Annotated in this window: 20 protein-coding genes; all 20 read left to right on the forward strand. The window is 30.9% G+C overall.

Translation table 11 applies throughout. The annotated features are described in order from the left end of the window. Positions 1–2: 2 nt before the first annotated feature. The 20 genes from DarG (at position 3) to Q4Q35_RS18285 (ending at position 18417) form a co-directional block, all read left to right on the forward strand. The gene (gene DarG / locus Q4Q35_RS18190; protein WP_303279446.1) at positions 3–410 is read left to right on the forward strand and encodes a flexirubin biosynthesis protein DarG; all 408 of its coding nucleotides are present in this window, start codon (positions 3–5) and stop codon (positions 408–410) included. Then, positions 400–1401 (forward strand): BtrH-related acyltransferase DarH, encoded by a 1002-nt coding sequence (darH, locus tag Q4Q35_RS18195; protein WP_303279447.1) that lies wholly within the window; start codon positions 400–402, stop codon positions 1399–1401. The genes DarG and darH overlap by 11 nt, the downstream gene beginning before the upstream one ends. Before the next feature lie 8 nt (positions 1402–1409). Next, complete coding sequence (locus Q4Q35_RS18200; RefSeq protein WP_303279448.1) at positions 1410–2153, forward strand: ABC transporter ATP-binding protein; 744 nt, start codon at positions 1410–1412, stop codon at positions 2151–2153. Beyond that, a complete protein-coding gene (locus Q4Q35_RS18205) occupies positions 2146–3411 on the forward strand; it encodes an ABC transporter permease (protein ID WP_303279449.1) in 1266 nt (421 codons plus the stop codon). The genes Q4Q35_RS18200 and Q4Q35_RS18205 overlap by 8 nt, the downstream gene beginning before the upstream one ends. Continuing rightward, entirely contained in the window at positions 3389–3844 is a 456-nt protein-coding gene (locus tag Q4Q35_RS18210; RefSeq protein ID WP_303279450.1) for an acyl-CoA thioesterase, read from the forward strand. The genes Q4Q35_RS18205 and Q4Q35_RS18210 overlap by 23 nt, the downstream gene beginning before the upstream one ends. After that, on the forward strand, positions 3837–4985 hold the full coding sequence (locus Q4Q35_RS18215) for a beta-ketoacyl synthase N-terminal-like domain-containing protein (protein ID WP_303279451.1): 1149 nt from the start codon (positions 3837–3839) through the stop codon (positions 4983–4985). Before Q4Q35_RS18210 ends, Q4Q35_RS18215 begins: the two co-directional genes overlap by 8 nt. An 11-nt stretch (positions 4986–4996) precedes the next feature. Beyond that, positions 4997–6058 (forward strand): methyltransferase, encoded by a 1062-nt coding sequence (locus Q4Q35_RS18220; RefSeq protein WP_303279452.1) that lies wholly within the window; start codon positions 4997–4999, stop codon positions 6056–6058. A gap of 6 nt (positions 6059–6064) precedes the next feature. Next, positions 6065–6682, forward strand: coding sequence for a 3-oxoacyl-ACP synthase (locus Q4Q35_RS18225; RefSeq protein WP_303279453.1), 618 nt, complete (start codon positions 6065–6067; stop codon positions 6680–6682). A 1-nt stretch (position 6683) separates the two neighbouring features. Next, the gene (locus Q4Q35_RS18230) at positions 6684–6941 is read left to right on the forward strand and encodes a phosphopantetheine-binding protein (protein WP_303279454.1); all 258 of its coding nucleotides are present in this window, start codon (positions 6684–6686) and stop codon (positions 6939–6941) included. A 111-nt stretch (positions 6942–7052) separates the two neighbouring features. Continuing rightward, entirely contained in the window at positions 7053–8255 is a 1203-nt protein-coding gene (locus Q4Q35_RS18235) for a beta-ketoacyl-[acyl-carrier-protein] synthase family protein (protein WP_303279455.1), read from the forward strand. After that, entirely contained in the window at positions 8252–9316 is a 1065-nt protein-coding gene (locus Q4Q35_RS18240) for a beta-ketoacyl synthase N-terminal-like domain-containing protein (RefSeq protein ID WP_303279456.1), read from the forward strand. Before Q4Q35_RS18235 ends, Q4Q35_RS18240 begins: the two co-directional genes overlap by 4 nt. Then, a complete protein-coding gene (locus Q4Q35_RS18245) occupies positions 9310–10086 on the forward strand; it encodes a polysaccharide deacetylase family protein (protein WP_303279457.1) in 777 nt (258 codons plus the stop codon). The genes Q4Q35_RS18240 and Q4Q35_RS18245 overlap by 7 nt, the downstream gene beginning before the upstream one ends. Continuing rightward, positions 10079–10696, forward strand: coding sequence for a flexirubin biosynthesis/transport protein LolA2 (gene lolA2 / locus Q4Q35_RS18250; RefSeq protein ID WP_303279458.1), 618 nt, complete (start codon positions 10079–10081; stop codon positions 10694–10696). Before Q4Q35_RS18245 ends, lolA2 begins: the two co-directional genes overlap by 8 nt. Then, complete coding sequence (gene lolB2, locus Q4Q35_RS18255) at positions 10677–11282, forward strand: flexirubin biosynthesis protein LolB2 (protein WP_303279459.1); 606 nt, start codon at positions 10677–10679, stop codon at positions 11280–11282. The genes lolA2 and lolB2 overlap by 20 nt, the downstream gene beginning before the upstream one ends. Next, positions 11283–11852, forward strand: coding sequence for a porin family protein (locus Q4Q35_RS18260; protein ID WP_303279460.1), 570 nt, complete (start codon positions 11283–11285; stop codon positions 11850–11852). It abuts the gene before it with no gap. A gap of 210 nt (positions 11853–12062) precedes the next feature. Beyond that, entirely contained in the window at positions 12063–12659 is a 597-nt protein-coding gene (locus Q4Q35_RS18265; RefSeq protein ID WP_303279461.1) for a porin family protein, read from the forward strand. Between the two features lie 6 nt (positions 12660–12665). Beyond that, positions 12666–13028, forward strand: a complete 363-nt coding sequence (locus Q4Q35_RS18270; protein ID WP_303279462.1) for an ApeI family dehydratase — start codon at positions 12666–12668, stop codon at positions 13026–13028. Between the two features lie 7 nt (positions 13029–13035). Then, complete coding sequence (locus tag Q4Q35_RS18275) at positions 13036–13533, forward strand: hypothetical protein (RefSeq protein ID WP_303279463.1); 498 nt, start codon at positions 13036–13038, stop codon at positions 13531–13533. A gap of 20 nt (positions 13534–13553) precedes the next feature. Further along, positions 13554–14744, forward strand: coding sequence for a DUF2062 domain-containing protein (locus Q4Q35_RS18280; protein WP_303279464.1), 1191 nt, complete (start codon positions 13554–13556; stop codon positions 14742–14744). Further along, entirely contained in the window at positions 14737–18417 is a 3681-nt protein-coding gene (locus tag Q4Q35_RS18285; RefSeq protein ID WP_303279466.1) for an MMPL family transporter, read from the forward strand. The genes Q4Q35_RS18280 and Q4Q35_RS18285 overlap by 8 nt, the downstream gene beginning before the upstream one ends. Positions 18418–18422: the final 5 nt, after the last annotated feature.

An 18422-nucleotide genomic window follows, 5' to 3' on the forward strand; every position in this document is an offset into this window, starting at 1 on the left:
TTATGAAAAAAAGTGATGTTCCACAAGATAAGAGTAGCCTAGAAACAGGCAAACATAAAGAGCTATGTTATGCTGTTGATGAAAACGGGGAATACACAACAGCTAAAAGTAGCGGCTGGCAGCCAAAAACAATTGCCTTAGATAATGCGATACAAGAAATTAATGACCGTATCGAAAATGCTAAAAACAGAGTATTAAATAACGAAACCAGTCCTATTGAATATTATATGGAACTTCATAAAATGGACGTTGGTATTTTAGCAAGCTATGTAGGGTTGTTTAAATGGCAAGTAAAAAGACATTTTAAATTGAAAAGATTTAATAAATTATCTGAAAAAACATTACAGAAATACGCCAGTATTTTCGAAATTTCTATAAATCAATTAAAAGATATTGACTATGGAAATTAATTTTACGCACCACCAAACGGCTCATTGTGAGAATGGGGTTATTTCAAATTTGATGAAGTATAAAGGCTTTGAGATAAGCGAACCCATGGTGTTTGGTATTGGCTCTGGCTTAATATTTTGTTATATCCCCTTTTTAAAAGTAAATCATGCTCCGGCAATATCATATAGAACAATGCCCGGTCAGATTTTTAAAAAATTTGCTAAGCGTGTTGGAATAAAAATTAAAAAAGAAAAATTTAAAAACCCACAGCAAGCAGAAGCAAGACTAAACGAAAATTTAGAAAAGAATAACCCCGTTGGTCTTCAAGTTGGGGTGTATAATTTAGTGTACTTTCCAGACGAATATCGTTTTCATTTTAATGCACATAATTTAATAGTATTTGGCAAAGAAAATGGAAGCTATTTAATTAGCGATCCGGTTATGGAAACAGTTACAACATTAACCGCTAAAGAATTAGAAAAAGTTCGTTTTGCTAAAGGGGCTTTTGCTCCTAAAGGGCATATGTATTATCCCATAAGTTTTCCAAAAGAGCTAAATATTAAAGAAGCGATTATAAAAGGAATAAAAAACACCTGTAGAGACATGTTAGCGCCAGTACCTATTATTGGTGTTAATGGTATTAGGTATACAGCAAAGTTAATACGCAAGTGGCCTAAGAAGAAAGGTGTTAAAGTTGCTAACCATTATTTAGGACAAATTGTTAGAATGCAAGAAGAGATTGGAACCGGAGGCGGTGGATTTAGATATATTTATGCAGCCTTTTTACAAGAGTCCAGTAAAATATTGGATAATAATAAATTAGCAGATTTATCCAAAGAAATGACCGTTATCGGCGATTTATGGAGAGATTTTGCTTTGGATGCCTCTCGCATTTATAAAAGTAGAAGTAGAAGCGCAGAAAATGATGTTTATAACAATGTGGCGTCACAGTTAGAAGTCATAGCAGATAAGGAAGAAGTTTTTTTTAAAAAACTTAAAAAGGCCATATAGAATCACTTATGATTGAGATTAAACAATTATCTAAAAAATATAAAGGCGCAGATACATATTCAGTGTCCGATTTAGATTTGCGTATCTCTGAAAAAGACATTTTTGGATTGTTAGGCCCTAACGGAGCAGGGAAAACGACATTAATTTCGTTGTTGTGCTCGTTAATAAAACCAACTTCGGGTTCGTTTGTTATTAATGGCCTTACCTATAAGAAAAATAAAAATCAGTTAAAACAGCTCATAGGCATCGTGCCTCAAGAATATGCTTTGTATCCAACATTAACCGCTTTTGAAAACCTAAGGTATTTTGGAAGCATGTATGGTTTAAAAGGGAAGTCATTAGAGTTAAAAATCAAAGAAGCATTAGAAACGCTTGGACTATCGCAATTTTCGAATAAAAAAATAAATACTTTTTCTGGAGGAATGAAGCGTCGAATCAACTTAATAGCAAGTATTCTACACGACCCAAAAGTATTGTTTTTAGACGAACCAACCGTTGGAGTCGATGTGCAATCTAAAAATGTTATTATAAATTATTTAAAAGAACTTAACGAAAAAGGAACCACAATAATCTATACATCACATCATCTAAATGAAGCAGAAACTTTCTGTACTAAAGTTGCTATAATAGATCATGGAAAAATAATAATAGAAGGAGATCCCGAAAATTTAATTACTAAGCAGAAAAATGCTAATAATCTGGAAGATGTATTTTTAGCTCTAACCGGACATGCTTTAAGAGATCATGCATAAACTACTGGCATCTACATATAAAGAGTTTATATTGCTCACCAGAGATATTGGTGGTATCGCCATATTATTTATCATGCCTTTAGTGTTAATAGTAACTATAACCATAATTCAGGATAGTACATTTAAAAGTGTAAGTGAAACTAAAATACCCATACTTTTAGTGGATAATGATAAAGGGTCTGTTTCTGAAACAATTGCTAAAGGACTAGAAGGCTCTAATGTTTTCGAAGTTGTTGAAATTGATATAGAAGAAGACGCCAAGAATTTGGTTTTTAAAGGCAAAAACCAATTAGCGATCATAATTCCCGAAAATTTATCTTCAGATCTGGAAAAAAAAATCAACCAAAATGTTGAAGGTATTTTAAGTGAATTTGGTTTAGAAGAAGAAAAAAATCAACCAAAAGAAACATTCACTAAAAAAGAAGTCAAGTTATATTTTGACCCAGCAACACAGTTCTCTTTTAAAAACTCGGTGAAAAATGAAGTAGATAAAATGATTTCTAAAATAGAAACCCAATCTATCTACAACGCATTTCAAAAGCAGTTAACAGATGATCCAACAGAAGCTATTTTCGAAACAGAAAACTTTATAAGTTTTAAAGAAATATTACCTAAAAACAAAGACGAAAACATTATACCAAATTCTGTTCAACATAACGTTCCAGCCTGGACACTTTTTGCCATTTTCTTTATTATTGTGCCATTATCCATAAATATTGTAAAAGAAAAAAATCAAGGTACTTTTGTGAGATTAAGAACAAATCCGGTATCATATTTAACCGTTCTTGGTGGAAAAACAGTAATTTATTTAGCAGTTTGTTTGATTCAATTTATGTTAATGTTACTTGTTGGAATTTATTTATTTCCGGCTATAGGATTACCAACATTAAATGTATCAAATAAATTACCTCTTTTATTTATAGTTGCCATCTTTGCAGGTTTAGCAGCTATTGGGTTAGGTTTGCTTTTGGGAACTATAGCTAAGACTCAAGAACAATCTGCTCCATTTGGAGCCACTTTTGTAGTTATTTTAGCAGCCATGGGAGGAGTTTGGGTTCCTGTATTTGTAATGCCTGAATTTATGCAGACATTGTCTAAAATATCACCTATGAATTGGGGACTAAATGCGTTTTATGATGTTTTCTTAAGAAATTCCAGTCTGTTGGAGATAGTTCCGGAAATAACATTGTTATTTTTGTTTTTTATCACCACAACAATAATTGCCATAATTTATAATGAGAAGAAAAGCGCAGTATAAAAATAATAAAGAAATTAGCTTTACAAGTAAAGTAAGGGTTCGGTTTGTAGAAACAGACCCGTTAGGAATTGTTTGGCATGGCAATTATATACAATACTTTGAGGATGGTAGAGAAGCTTTTGGCAGGCATCATGGTATATCATATTTAAATCAAAAAGAATTTGGTTATGCAACTCCAATTGTAAAATCAAGTAGCGATCACAAATTACCTTTGCGTTATGGAGATGTTGCCACTATAAAAACAATATATGTTGATAGCAATGCAGCAAAAATGGTTTTTAGATATGAAATTTTTAATCAAGAGAATCAGCTTGTTTGCACAGGAGAAACAGTTCAGGTTTTTGTAGACCATATAGGTCAAGGAGAGTTATCTCTAACAATCCCAGAGTTTTTTATGAAATGGAAGAAAAAAGTTGGCCTTTTAGATGACTGAAGTTTACCTCTCATATAATAATATAATCTCATCATTGGGTTTTAACAGTGAAACTGTTGTGGGCAATATCCATAACGAAGTTTCAGGGTTGCAATTAATAGATGATAAGAACCTATTGCCGCAACCTTTTTATTCATCAATAATAAATACAAAAACATTAAAAGAAAGCTTTCAGGCTTTAAAAGATAAAGACGATTATACACGCTTAGAGCAGATGATGATAACATCTTTAAACAAGGTTATTCAATCTTCTGGGATTCCTTTAGCAGAAAATGTTGGTTTAATAATTTCGACAACAAAAGGTAATATTGATGTTTTAGATAAAAACAGTGAATTCCCTAAAGAACGTGCTTATTTAAGTGTTTTAGGAAAAAAAATAAAAGACTTTTTTAAATTTAAAAACGATGCTATTGTTGTTTCTAATGCATGTGTATCGGGTGTTTTAGCCGTTTCTATTGCAAAACGTTATATCAATCAGGGCATTTACGATCATGTATTTATTGTAAGTGGAGATATAGTTACAGAATTTATTTTGTCCGGATTCAATTCGTTTCAAGCACTAAGCGACGCACCCTGTAAACCTTACTGCAAGAATCGTTCTGGAATTAACATTGGTGAAGTTGCTGCAAGTATATTAGTAACGAATAACAAAAAAAGTCTGGCAAAAGAAGCTGTTACTGTTTTAGGTGAAGGTTCTTGTAACGATGCCAACCATATTTCCGGGCCTTCCAGAACAGGAGAAGGCTTATTTAGAAGCATAACATCTGCTGTAAAAGAAGCTAATATTCCGTACGAGCGTATCGATTATATTTCTGCGCATGGCACAGCAACGCAGTATAATGACGAAATGGAAGCCATTGCATTTAATAGGTTAGGTTTACAAGATGTGCCTATAAACAGTTTAAAAGGTTATTTTGGACACACATTAGGAGCTTCAGGCTTGTTAGAAACCATAATAGGCATGCATTCTCTCTATAATAATATGTTATATACGTCTTTAGGTTTTGACGAATTAGGTGTTACACAACCTATTAATGTAATTAAAGAAGTAACACCAAAAAAAATGAATCTTTTCCTTAAAACGGCATCTGGTTTTGGGGGTAGTAATACCGCAATAATATTTAAAAAAGTAAAAAATTGATAAAATCAACTATGAAAGATACTACGATAAGAGCTATTGATGCGATTCAAGAAGCACAAAAAATCGCGTTTGCTCCATTTGTATTTCAGGCAACAGTTTCACTAAGAAAATTGGGTGTTTTTAGCCTGATTTTTGAAGCAAGAAGACAAGGAGGCATTACAATAGAAGACATTTCAAAAGAACTATCAATTAGTGCGTATGGCATTGGTGTTTTATTAGAAATAGCCGAAAGTTCTAAAATTGTTAGTAAAGATGAAGCAGGTAGATATCAATTAACAACTACAGGCTATTTTTTAAATTATCATGAAACTGTAAATGTTAATATAAACTTTACAAATGATGTTTGTTATAAAGGGCTATTTCATTTAAATGAGTCTATAAAAACTGGAAAACCAGAAGGTTTAAAAGAACTTGGTGATTGGCCTACAGTTTATGAAGGATTATCCCAACTAACTCCAGAAGTTCAAAAATCATGGTTCGAATTTGACCATCATTATTCCGATGCTATTTTTGATGATGCTTTAGAGATAGTTTTTGGAAATAACCCAAAGACGATATTTGATATTGGTGCGAATACAGGAAAATTTGCAATTAAATCATGTCAATATAATAAAGACGTATCTATAAAAATAATTGATTTGCCCGGGCAATTAAAAAAGGCACTTGCTAATATTAAAAAAGAAGGCTTTGAAGAAAGAGTTTCCGGATATGAAATAGATTGGTTAAAAGACAATCCAGAAATCCCAAGTGGAGCAGATATTATATGGATGTGTCAATTTTTAGATTGTTTTTCTGAAGAAGAAATCCTTAAGATCTTAAAAACCTGTGTTAAGTCTATGGACGATACGACCGAATTACGAATCATGGAAACTTTTACAGACAGACAGAAATTTGATAATGCTAAATTTATTTTAGAAGCAACATCGCTTTACTTTACGGTATTAGCAAATGGAAACAGTAAAATGTATCCGGCAGAAGTGTTTTTAAAATTGATTGATAAAGCTGGACTCGTAATTAAAGAAGATATTAGTATTGGAGAATACCATACCATGCTAGTTTGCAAAAAAAAGTAATTGACTATGAGTTCTAAATATCATATAACCTCTTTTTGCAACATTAAAAATAATACGGTGTCTTTAAATGGTTCTGTAATTTATAATGATGAGAATAATGATTTTTTAGAATTTATAAAAGCAGCATATAAATCTTTAGAAACAAATTACGCAAAGTTTTTTAAAATGGATGCCTTAAGCAAATTAGCATTTTTAGCGGCAGATGTTCTATTAAAAAATGAAAGCTTAAACCAAGAAGAAGAAAATAATATAGCTATAGTATTCTCAAACAAAGCATCGAGCATAGATACCGACAGAAAACATCAAGAATCCATTCAAAATAAAGAAGACTACTTTCCAAGTCCGGCGGTTTTTGTATATACATTGCCAAATATTTGTATTGGAGAAATTAGTATAAAACACAAACTGTTTTCTGAAAATAGTTTTTTTATCTTTGACACTTTTAATCCGCAACATTTGTTAGACTATACAAATAGTTTATTGTCGGCAAATAAAGCAGAAAAAGTGCTTTGCGGTTGGGTTGAATTGGATGGAGAAAATTATGAAGCATTTTTATATTTGGTAACCAATAATGGAACCATAACACATAACAAACAAAATATATTAAAATTATATAATACTTAATATGGATACTTTAAAACAAGAGCTGAAAGAAAATATCGTAGAGCAATTAAACCTTGAAGATATAAGCGTAGATGATATTGATGATAATGATATACTATTTGGAGAAGGGTTGGGTTTAGACTCAATAGATGCATTAGAACTCATTGTTATGCTAGATAAAAACTATGGTATTAAATTAACAGATCCAAAAGAAGGTCGTGCTATTTTTGAGTCTATTAATGTCATGGCTAAATACATTAGTGAGAATAGAACAAAGTAAACTGTTTGCCTTTCTTGCAGCATGTGCTGAACTTGTTTCAGTAAGACATAAATCTTTTTTTAAATTAGAACTAAAACGATGAAATTCCTGCGAAAGCAGGAATTTAAAAATATGAGTAAAGGCGTAGCTATTACCGGAATGGGAATTATTTCTTCCATTGGAAACAATGTAGATGAAAATTACAAGTCTCTTATAGGAGGTAAAACCGGTATAACAAGAATTTCAAAAATCAAAACCGTTCATAAAGATGATATTATGGTTGGTGAAATTGCTTTTACAAATCAAGAATTAGAACAACAACTTGGTTTAAGCCCGGATAATAATTATTCACGTACGGCATTATTAGGAGTTATAGCAGCAAAACAAGCTATTGAAGAAGCAGGGATTTCCAATATAAATACCTATAAAACGGGGTTAATATCTGCAACAAGTGTTGGAGGTATGGATAAGACCGAAGCTTATTATTATGATTATTTAGAAGACAAGGCAGCCCAAAAGTATATAGAAGGGCATCATGCAGGAGATTCTACCCAAAAAATCGCAGAAGAGTTAGGTATAGATCAGAGTTTAGTAACTACAATAAGTACAGCTTGTTCTTCTGCTGCAAATGCGATTATGTTTGGAGCCAGATTAATAAAATCTGGACAGTTGGATAGAGTTATTGTTGGAGGATCAGATTGCTTGTCAAAATTCACTATTAATGGATTTAAAACCTTAATGATTTTATCGGATACCTACAACACACCGTTTGATGAAAACAGAAAGGGGCTAAATTTAGGTGAAGCAGCAGCCTTTTTAGTATTAGAATCTGATAAGGTTGTGAAGGCAGAAAACAAAAAGGTTTTAGCCTATGTAAAAGGATATGGAAATGCCAATGATGCTTTTCATCAAACAGCATCATCAGAAAATGGAGATGGTGCGACACTAGCCATGCAAAAAGCACTAAAGGTCGCCGAATTATCTCCTGGCGATATCGATTATATCAATGCCCATGGTACAGCAACTGGAAATAATGATTTATCAGAAGGACGTGCCATTTTAAGAACATTTGAAGAACATGTTCCAGATTTTAGCTCAACAAAAGCATACACAGGACATACCCTTGCTGCTGCTGGAGCTATAGAAGCTGTGTATTCTGTTTTGGCGCTACAGAATAATGTGATTTACCCCAATTTGAATTTTAAAACCCAGATGAAAGAGTTTAGTATTACCCCGCAATTAGAACTTAAAGAAAAAGAATTGCAAACGGTATTATCAAACTCATTAGGGTTTGGAGGTAATTGTTCAACTGTTATTTTTTCAAAAAAACAATGAGAGCCGTTTATATAAATAGTGTAGGTTCTATTTCATCTCAAAAAACATTTGATAATTCACAGTTTTTAGATGAAATCGTTTCTTATGAAGACAATATCATTTTAGCCGTAGACCCAAACTACAAAGACTACATTGCTCCGGCAAATTCTCGTAGAATGGCAAAAGGGATTAAAATGGGGGTTGTAGCTTCTAAAATAGCTCTAAAAGAAGCTAATTTAGACAATGTAGATGCCATCATTACAGGCACAGGAATGGGGTGCCTTAAGGACTCTAAGAAGTTTTTAAGTGCTATTATAGATAATGATGAGCAATTTTTAACACCAACATCTTTTATACAATCCACACACAATACCGTTGGAGGACAAATAGCTCTTGGTTTGAAATGTAAAGGTTATAATTTTACCTATGTACACGCAAGTGTTTCTTTTGAATCTGCAGTATTAGATGCCAAATTAATGTTAGAAAACAATGAAGCCAGTTCTGTTTTAGTTGGTGGAGTTGACGAAATTGAAGAATATACATGTACATTGCATAAGCTTATCAATCATATAAAAGAAGAAAAAGTAAACACTACAGATTTATTAGGTTCTAAAACAAAAGGAGCCGTTTTTAGCGAAGGTGCCAATTTTTTCGTATTATCTAATATAAAACAAGATTCAAGCTACGCTCAAATTGTAGCAATAAGTACATACAATACAATAAAAAGCACAAATATTACTGATCTGGCTGGTACATTCTTAAAAGAGAATGATTTAGATATTGAAGCCATAGACCTTTTAGTTTTAGGAAATAATGGAGATGTTACTTACGATAGTTTTTATAATGAATTAAGCTGTGGAGTATTTAATAAGACACAACAAGTTTATTATAAACATTTGTGTGGTGAGTTTAACACAGCATCATCATTTGGTGTTTGGTTGGCATCCAAAATTTTGAAAACTCAGAAGCTTCCGGAAGTAACTAAACTTAATGACATACGAGCTTCAAATTATAACACTATTTTACTTTACAATCAATATAGAGGAGAGAACCATAGCTTCACCTTATTACGTAAATGCTAAATTATAAGTCGGTAAATATAATTACAATCATTGTTTTACTTGTTTTTCTGTTTACAAGCTACTTTTATAAACTGCCTTTGTGGTCTTTACTTATATTAGTATTTATTTGGTTATTAATTACAGCGGCAGGTTCCTTTTTTATAACGTGGAATTATCATCTTAAATCGCTTCATTCCAACAAACAAATTAAAGAAAATCGAATCGCTATTACTTTTGATGATGGTCCACACCCGGAGTTTACACCCAAAGTATTAGAGCTTTTAAAAAAGTATAATGCCAAAGCCACTTTTTTTTGTATTGGTAAACATATTGAAGCATATCCAAATGTGTTCAGCGATATTATAAAACAAGGGCATACAGTTGGCAATCATACCTATACCCATGCGAATAATTTTGGTTTTTTTAAAACCAAAGAAGTCATTGATGAATTACAAAAAACCAATGCTATTGTAAAAAATATTGTAGGTTTTACAATGCAATTATACCGACCAGCTTTTGGTGTGACAAACCCAAGAATAAAAAAAGCAATAAAACACACCGAATTGCAATCTATAGGTTGGAATATTCGCTCTTTAGATACGACTTCAAGAACATCAAAGACGGTATTTAACCGTGTCACAAAAGACCTTTCAAGAGGTGATGTTATTTTGCTTCACGATACGAGTTTAAAAACAATTACAGTATTGGAACGGTTATTGCTATTTTTACAGAAACAAAATATGGAGTCTGTTACCATAGACTCTCTATTCAATATAAAAGCATATGCGTAATATTTTTTATATTATATTTTTTATAGGTGTTGCATTACACGGGCAAACCAAGATGAACTCGGCAGAATCAGCCACCTTAAAAGCCAAAGTAAAAACGAAGGCGACTACGATAAACACCTTATTAAGCGACTTTACACAATACAAGCATTTGGATTTTTTATCTAAAGATATTATTACTTCAGGTAAACTGGCATTTAAGTCTCCCAATATGATAAAATGGGAATATATCACCCCCTTTAAATATGTCGTTATATTTAAAAACGAAAAACTCTTTATTAATGATGAAGGTAAAAAAAGTAATATAGATATAGGCTCAAATAAGATGTTTAAGCACTTAAATACTTTAATTATAAATAGTGTAAAAGGGGATATGTTTGACGAAAATGAATTTGATATTACATACTATAAAGAAGGAGTAAATAGTAAAGTTTACTTTAGCCCAAAAGACGAAAGTTTTTCGAAATATATAAAAGCATTTCACATTACATTTAATGTAGAAGGTGACGTTGTGGAATTAAAAATGGTAGAACAATCTGAGGATTATACTAGAATTGTTTTTAACAATCGAAAAATAAACACAGCCTTATCAGATGCGATATTTAATCAGTAGTTTCTGTTTGCTTTTTATAGCATGTGGGTCGTATCCTAAAAAGCAGAACCTTCAAATACAGACAACATCAAATAATATGGTTCAAAACCCATATTTTTCAGATGAAATAAAAGATTATGTATATAAAGCAAATATTGAGGTATATGATAATAATTTTAGCGGTATTTTCATAGTTAAAAAACTGGGGGATAACCACCATCGTATTGTGTTTACAACAGAAATGGGAAATAAAATTTTCGATTTTTCCTTTTCGAAAGATGCCTTTAAGGTTAACTTTATTGTCGAAGCCATGGATAAAGCTATTTTAATAAACATTTTAAAAAAAGACTTTAAAACTCTTATTCAAGAAAAATTACCGGTTGTTAAATCATATACATTACAAGATGCTTTAGTTTATGAAACTGTTTTAAATAATAAAAAACATTTTTACTATAAAACACAGCAGTTAAACAAAATTGTGCGTACTAAGCATGGAAAGAAAAAAGTAGCATTTATATTCTCGGAAATTAATGATACTATTGCAAACCAAATTAAAATTGAACACTCAAATATAAAACTGAATATTAACCTGAAAATTTTTGATTAAATGAAAAACTTATTTTTAACATTAGTATTAACTATTGTAAGTACAATGGTGTTTTCTCAAATAACAATTAAACCGGGTGTAAGAGCCGGTGTTAATTTTGCTAGTATTACAAACTCAAATTCAAATGATAAAACAGATTTTTATATTGGTGCATTTGCTAAAATTAAATTTGCACGTTTTTATGCATTACAACCAGAATTAAATTATACAAGACAAGGTACATCCAAGTACTTTGGATATGATGATATAGAGCTACAGTATTTGTCGTTAGGAGTAGTAAACAAATTTTCTCCTTTTAAAGATTTAGGCTTACATCTAATTATTGGCCCGGCTTTTAACATTAAAACAGGGGAGAATTTCAATAATTTCTCAGGTGAGTTAGAAGGTTTCGATATTGTCTTTTTGGGAGGAATTGGCTATGACTTGCCTTTTGGGTTAAGTATAGAAGGAAGATATAATATAGGTTTGGTAGATATTTTTGGAAATAATATAAATAATGAAGAACCTCTTGATGAGCTTTTTTTAAACAAAGTATTTCAAATCGGATTATCGTATCAGTTTGACTTATAGGTGATTAATGTGCTATTGGTTTTGGTGCTTACTTAAAAAATAAAGCTTATTATAGCAAAAATAATCGACCAAGTGTGATTAGTAGCAATAAAAAATAGAAAAGAAAAAGTATGTTTGTTTTTTTAGACATTAATGACAATATTGCCATTAATATTTGATTTGAAACACAAGATATTATAAAAATAAACCTTGAATCGATTAATTAAGATTATGAAAAAGATATTATTTATTTTAATAGTTTTTGGGACATTTACGAGTTCCTATTCGCAAACAAAAAAATCATTCGGAATACGTGGAGGTATTAACTTGTCTAATCTTTCTAATGCTAACTTAGACCGAAAAACAAGTGGATATTTTAGTGTTTTCGGACATTTTAGATTTTCAGATTTATATGCATTTCAACCAGAAATAGGATATTCCAATCAAGGAGGACGTGCTAAGAATACTTCCATTACTGATGACATTGAAATACACTATATTTCAATCTCGGCAATCAATAAATTCTATGTTAAAGATTCAGGATTTCATTTCTCAATTGGCCCTGGATTTGATTTTGATGTAGATGATACTGTAATTGGGATTTCTAATAGAGAAGAAGGAAATGATATTACCTTTATAGACGTTACTATTAATGTTGGTATTGGTTTAGAGTTTAAAAACGGATTAGGTTTTGAAGCCAGGTATAAACAAGGACTGGTAGATGTTTTTTCTGGTAATTGGCATGATTTTGAATCGGAGCTTTTTCAAGACGAGATTCAATTTAATGGTGTCTTTCAATTGGGGCTATTTTATAAATTCAATTTTTAAACAAATATGTTAGAAGGCTTATATAAAGTTAACAATTTAGAGGTTGTCGATAATTCGATAACAGCAAATGTTTTTATTAATAAAGACCATATTATTTTTAAAGGGCATTTTCCCGATAACCCGGTAATGCCTGGTGTTTGTATGATGCAAATTATTAAAGGACTTACAGAGGATTTTGTCGAAAAAAAGTTATTTATGCAGTCTGCAAATAATATTAAATTCATGGCTATAATTAACCCTTTTAACACGCCAGAATTGGAATTAAAACTAGAAGTTATTGAAACAGATGAAGGTTATAGAGTTAAAAACATTTCTAAATTTGAGGACACTATAGCTTTAAAATCAACAACTAATTTTATAGTAAAATAATTTATACGTGAAATTTTTAACTGTACTCATATTAACAATAAGTATAAATGTCTTATCGATAGACATTAATGCAGTTAGAAACGCTTATAAAGCAGCAGGACAAGATCATACGAAAGTAGAAGCCTTTAATAAACTTCTTTTAAATATTACTAAAAAAGATAAATCAGTCTTAGTTGCTTACAAAGGTGCAGCAATTGCCTTGTTAGCCAGAAAAGAGAAAAAAATTAAGGAGAAAAAAAGACTGTTTCAAGAGGGTGTTTCTTATGTAGAGTATGCTATAGAAAAATCACCAAATAACATAGAGCCCCATTTTATTAGATTAGGGATTCAAGAAAACACCCCAAAAATTTTAAAATATAAAAGTAATATTGAAGAAGATAAACAGTTTATTTTAAAACAATTTAAAAACATCACTTCTACTAATTTAAGAAATCATATTAAGGACTATATTTTACAGTCTAAAGCTTTTAGTGATGAAGAAAAAACAGTAATTTCGAGCCAGTAACGCTTTAAGGCTTCAATGAAGTGAATAACCAACTAACCGAACAAAAAATTACCGATTTAAATATTTGTGTGTTAATACCTACATACAATAACAAGCTTACATTAAAGCGTGTTATTGATGGTGTTATGCAGTTTACTCAACATATTATTATTGTTAATGATGGTTCTACAGATACAACATCGCAAATTCTTGAAGCCTATTCACATCTAGAACAAATTCATCTTGAAAAGAATAAAGGCAAAGGAAATGCATTACGTACAGGTTTTAAACATGCAGAAACATTAGGTTACCATTATGCAATTACTATAGATTCAGACGGTCAGCATTTTCCAGAAGACATTCCTGTTTTTGTTAATGAACTTGAAAAAAGTGAGGATAAAAACATCATACTTATTGGTGCACGAAATATGGGCCAAGACACAGTGCCTAAAAAAAGCAGTTTTGGTAACAAATTTTCAAACTTTTGGTTTTGGGTAGAAACAGGGCTTAAGCTTCAAGATACACAATCCGGATTTAGATTGTACCCTTTAAAATCATTGAAGAAACTCAAATTCTATACTACAAAATTTGAATTCGAAATCGAAGTTATAGTAAAGTCAGCCTGGTCTGGTACTAACGTTAAAAATATTCCGATAAAAGTTTTATATGACCAAACCGAACGCGTTTCTCATTTTAGGCCATTTAAAGATTTTACTCGGATAAGCATTTTAAATACATGGTTTGTAATAGTTACTTTTCTGTTTATTAAACCGCGAAACTTTTTTAGAAGGTATAAAAAAAAGGGATTTAAAAGGTTTTTTAAAGAAGACTTATTAGGTACATATAGTCCTTCAAAAAAAGCTTTATCAATAGCTCTTGGTATTTTTATAGGAATATCTCCTTTTTGGGGATTTCATACAGTACTGGTTATTTTTTTAGCTTTATTGTTTAAATTAAATAAAACAATTGCTTTTGTTTTTTCTAACATAAGCATACCGCCTTTTATTCCTTTTATAATTTATGCCAGTTCTAAAATGGGACAATATCTTTTAGGGATAAAATTAGAATATAGCATGGAAGAAATGACCAAAAACTTCGAGGTTTTAAAACATCTTAAAACTTATATTATTGGTAGTTTTTCTTTAGCAATAATAGCCGCAGTGGGTTTTGGGCTTGTAAGTTATTTTCTTTTTTTAATTTTCGATAAAAAAGTAGCTCTAAAAAATGGATAAGGTGTTTTATAGCATATATCAAAAAATCGTTGCGAAAAAACTACTAAGTTTAGGTGTTTTATCCCTATTGTTATTATCGTTAGTATATGTAGGTTCAAAAATTGAATTTGAAGAAGATATCACCAAACTTATCCCATCTAATGATAAAACCTCTGAAGCACAAAAGGTTTTAAAAACTGTAAATTTCGCCGATAAAATTATTGTAAACATTACACGAGAGCCTAATGGGGCTGTTGATGATATAACAGAATACGCATCGCAATTAATAGATAGCATAAACAAAACATCTAGCCAATATGTTAAGCAAATTCAAGGTAAGGTAGAAGATGAAGACATTTTTGAAACTTTAGATTTTGTTTATAACAATCTTCCTCTTTTTTTAGATGAAAACGATTATAAAACTATTGCGAACAAAATTGAAAAAGATAGTATTGATGCCATAACAAAAAGCAATTATAAAACACTGGTGTCTCCTTCTGGATTTGTAGCCAAAGAAACGATTTTAAGAGACCCCTTGGGTTTGTCGTTTATTGCTTTAAAAAAGCTGCAACAACTTGGTTTTGGGGATGATTTTAGCTTGCATAATGGTTTTTTAATTAGTAAAGATAAAAATCATGTTCTGCTATTTATTACTCCAGCTTTAGGCTCTAGTGAAACAGCAGAAAATGCAAAATTCGCAGAAAATTTATATAAAATAAACGACCAATTAAACGATACATTTAAAAACAAGGCACAAAGTGAGTATTTTGGAGGTGCTTTAATTGCCGTTGCAAATGCAAAGCAAATTAAGCACGATATTCAACTTACAGTTGGTATTGCAATGAGTATGTTACTTATCATTCTTATTGTTTTTTATAAAAAACTAAGCATACCAATTGTCTTATTTGTACCAACACTATTTGGAGGCTTATTAGCAGTTGCTTTACTTTATGTAATTCGCGTAAAAATTTCAGCAATCTCTTTGGGAATTGGCTCTGTCTTACTTGGTGTAACTTTAGATTATTCGCTTCATATACTAACTCATATTAGAAGTAATAACAATGTAAAAGCTCTGTATAAAGAAGTTACAAAGCCATTGCTAATGAGTAGTGTAACAACAGCCTTAGCATTTTTGTGTTTACTGTTTTTAAACTCACAAGCCTTACAAGATTTAGGCATTTTTGCCGCTATAAGCGTGTTAGGAGCCTCTGTTTTTGCATTACTTTTTATTCCATTAGTATATAAAGAATCAGCAAAAAAGGCTAAAAAACAAACTCTAATAGATAGTTTTGCCGGTTTTCAATTTCATAAAAAAAAGTGGGGTATTATAATGCTCATTATAGCATTTGGAGTTAGCCTCTTTACTTATAATACGGTTACTTTTAACAAGGATCTCGCAAAGCTAAATTATGAGCCACAATTCCTAAAAGAAGCGCAAACACGCTTAGACGCATTAACTAATATAGCATCAAAATCTGTGTATTTGGTAGCCTATGGCACTTCCGAAAAAGAAGCGTTACAGGTAAACGATAACATCTATAAAAAACTACAAGGCCTTAAAGCAGAAAAACAGATTATAAATTTTAGTTCTATAGCATCTTTAATAAATTCAGAACAAACCCAACAGCAAAGTATTGCAAAATGGAATACATTCTGGAACGATAAAACCATTACTAATACTAAAGATAATCTTATAGGAAGTGGCAATACACTAGGCTTTAAATCTACAACATTCAATGCGTTCTATACACTTTTAAATACTGTTTTTAAACCCTTGCAAACCGAGGACTATAAAGGGCTAAAAACCATTTCGGCAGAAGATTATATTACTTCGAAAAATAATTTTACAACTGTAGCCACTTTAGTTAAAGTTCAAGATGAAAACGCAAAGAAAATAATAGATACTTTTAAAGATACCCCACAAACACTTGTTATTGATAGACAACAGATGAACGAAACTTTTTTAGGTAATCTAAAAAATGATTTCAATAGTCTGGTTCTTTACTCATTAGCTGTTGTATTACTTCTACTTTTAATTTTTTACAGAAGTTTTTCATTAACCTTAGTAACAAGTATCCCAATAGCATTAACATGGCTGTTAACTATAGGCGTTATGGGCCTATTCCATATTGAGTTCAATATTTTCAATATTATTATTTCTACATTTATTTTTGGTTTAGGAATAGACTACAGCATATTTATTACCAACGGTTTACTTCACGAATATAAGACAGGAGAAAAAGCTTTGGTGACTCATAAAACGTCAATTATTTTATCTGTTATTACTACGATTTTAGGAGTTGGTGTTTTAATATTTGCCAAGCATCCCGCATTGTATTCCATTTCTTTAGTTTCTATTATTGGGATTTTATCTGCTTTAATTATTTCATTCACACTTCAGCCTTTATTATTTAAGTTATTTATAGGTAGTAAAACAAAGCGTCCTGTAACACTAAGATTGTTAGTGCACTCTATAGTATCGTTTGGGTATTTTGGATTGGGAGGACTTTTAATTTCTTTGTTTAGTGTAACGTTGCTTAAAATAATTCCCGTAAATAAAAAAGTAAAGATGGGGTGGTTTCATAAAATAGTTTCAAAGTACATGAAATCGGTTCTATATACCAACCCCTTTCTAAAAAAGAACATTATAAATCTTGGTAACGAAACGTTTAAAAAACCAGCTATAATTATTGCGAATCATACCTCTTTTTTAGACATTTTAGCTGTTGGAATGCTACACCCAAATATCATATTTTTGGTAAACGATTGGGTTTATAATTCGCCTGTTTTTGGTAAAGCAGTACAAGCTGCTGGGTTTTATCCTGTTTCTAGTGGTATCGAAAATGGCGTATCTCATCTAAAAGAAAAAGTAGATCAAGGTTATTCGTTGATGGCCTTTCCAGAAGGAACCAGAGCTTTAACAAATAAAATTAAACGCTTTCATAAAGGCGCTTTTTATTTAGCAGAACAACTAAATTTAGATGTTATTCCGGTACTTATTCATGGCAATACAGAGGTTAATCCAAAAGGGAGCTTCCTTATTAGAAATGGCAGTATTACGATAAAAATATTGGAGCGAATTCCTATTGAAGACACATCGTATGGAGAAGGATATAAACAACGCACAAAAAAAATAAGTGCAGATTTTAAGCATCAATTTAATGTTTTAAGACAAGAAATAGAACACGATGCTTACTTTCATGATATCGTATTAGATGACTATAGATACAAAGGAGATGTTTTATACAAAAAGGTAAAAACTGACTTAAAAGAAAATAAAGAGCTCTATAATGTCATTTTAAAGACAATTGATAATAAAGATAGAATTCTTCATCTATCGCAAGATTACGGACAGCTGGATTTTCTATTATCTTTAGATGCTATAGACAGAAAAATAATGTCTTATATAGAAGACACTACTGTTAAAATGATGCTTCAAAATAGTTTTATTACGAATAAACGTAATAATATAACTTTTGAAAATACTATAGAAGCAACTTTAAAGAATGATGCAAACGTATTAATAATTAATACAAAAGAAATTTCTCAAGAACAAATAAACAGTATCTTGAAAAAAAATATGACCCTTTTAATTTTACTAAAAGAAAGTCGAAATTTATATTCTGAAATAATTAATAATTTAGGTTTTAAGCCGTATCATGAGGATGAGAACCTTATTGTTTTTAAACGATAAAAAAA

This window comes from Flavivirga aquimarina (genome assembly GCF_030540835.1).
GTDB classification, from domain to species: Bacteria; Bacteroidota; Bacteroidia; order Flavobacteriales; family Flavobacteriaceae; genus Flavivirga; species Flavivirga aquimarina.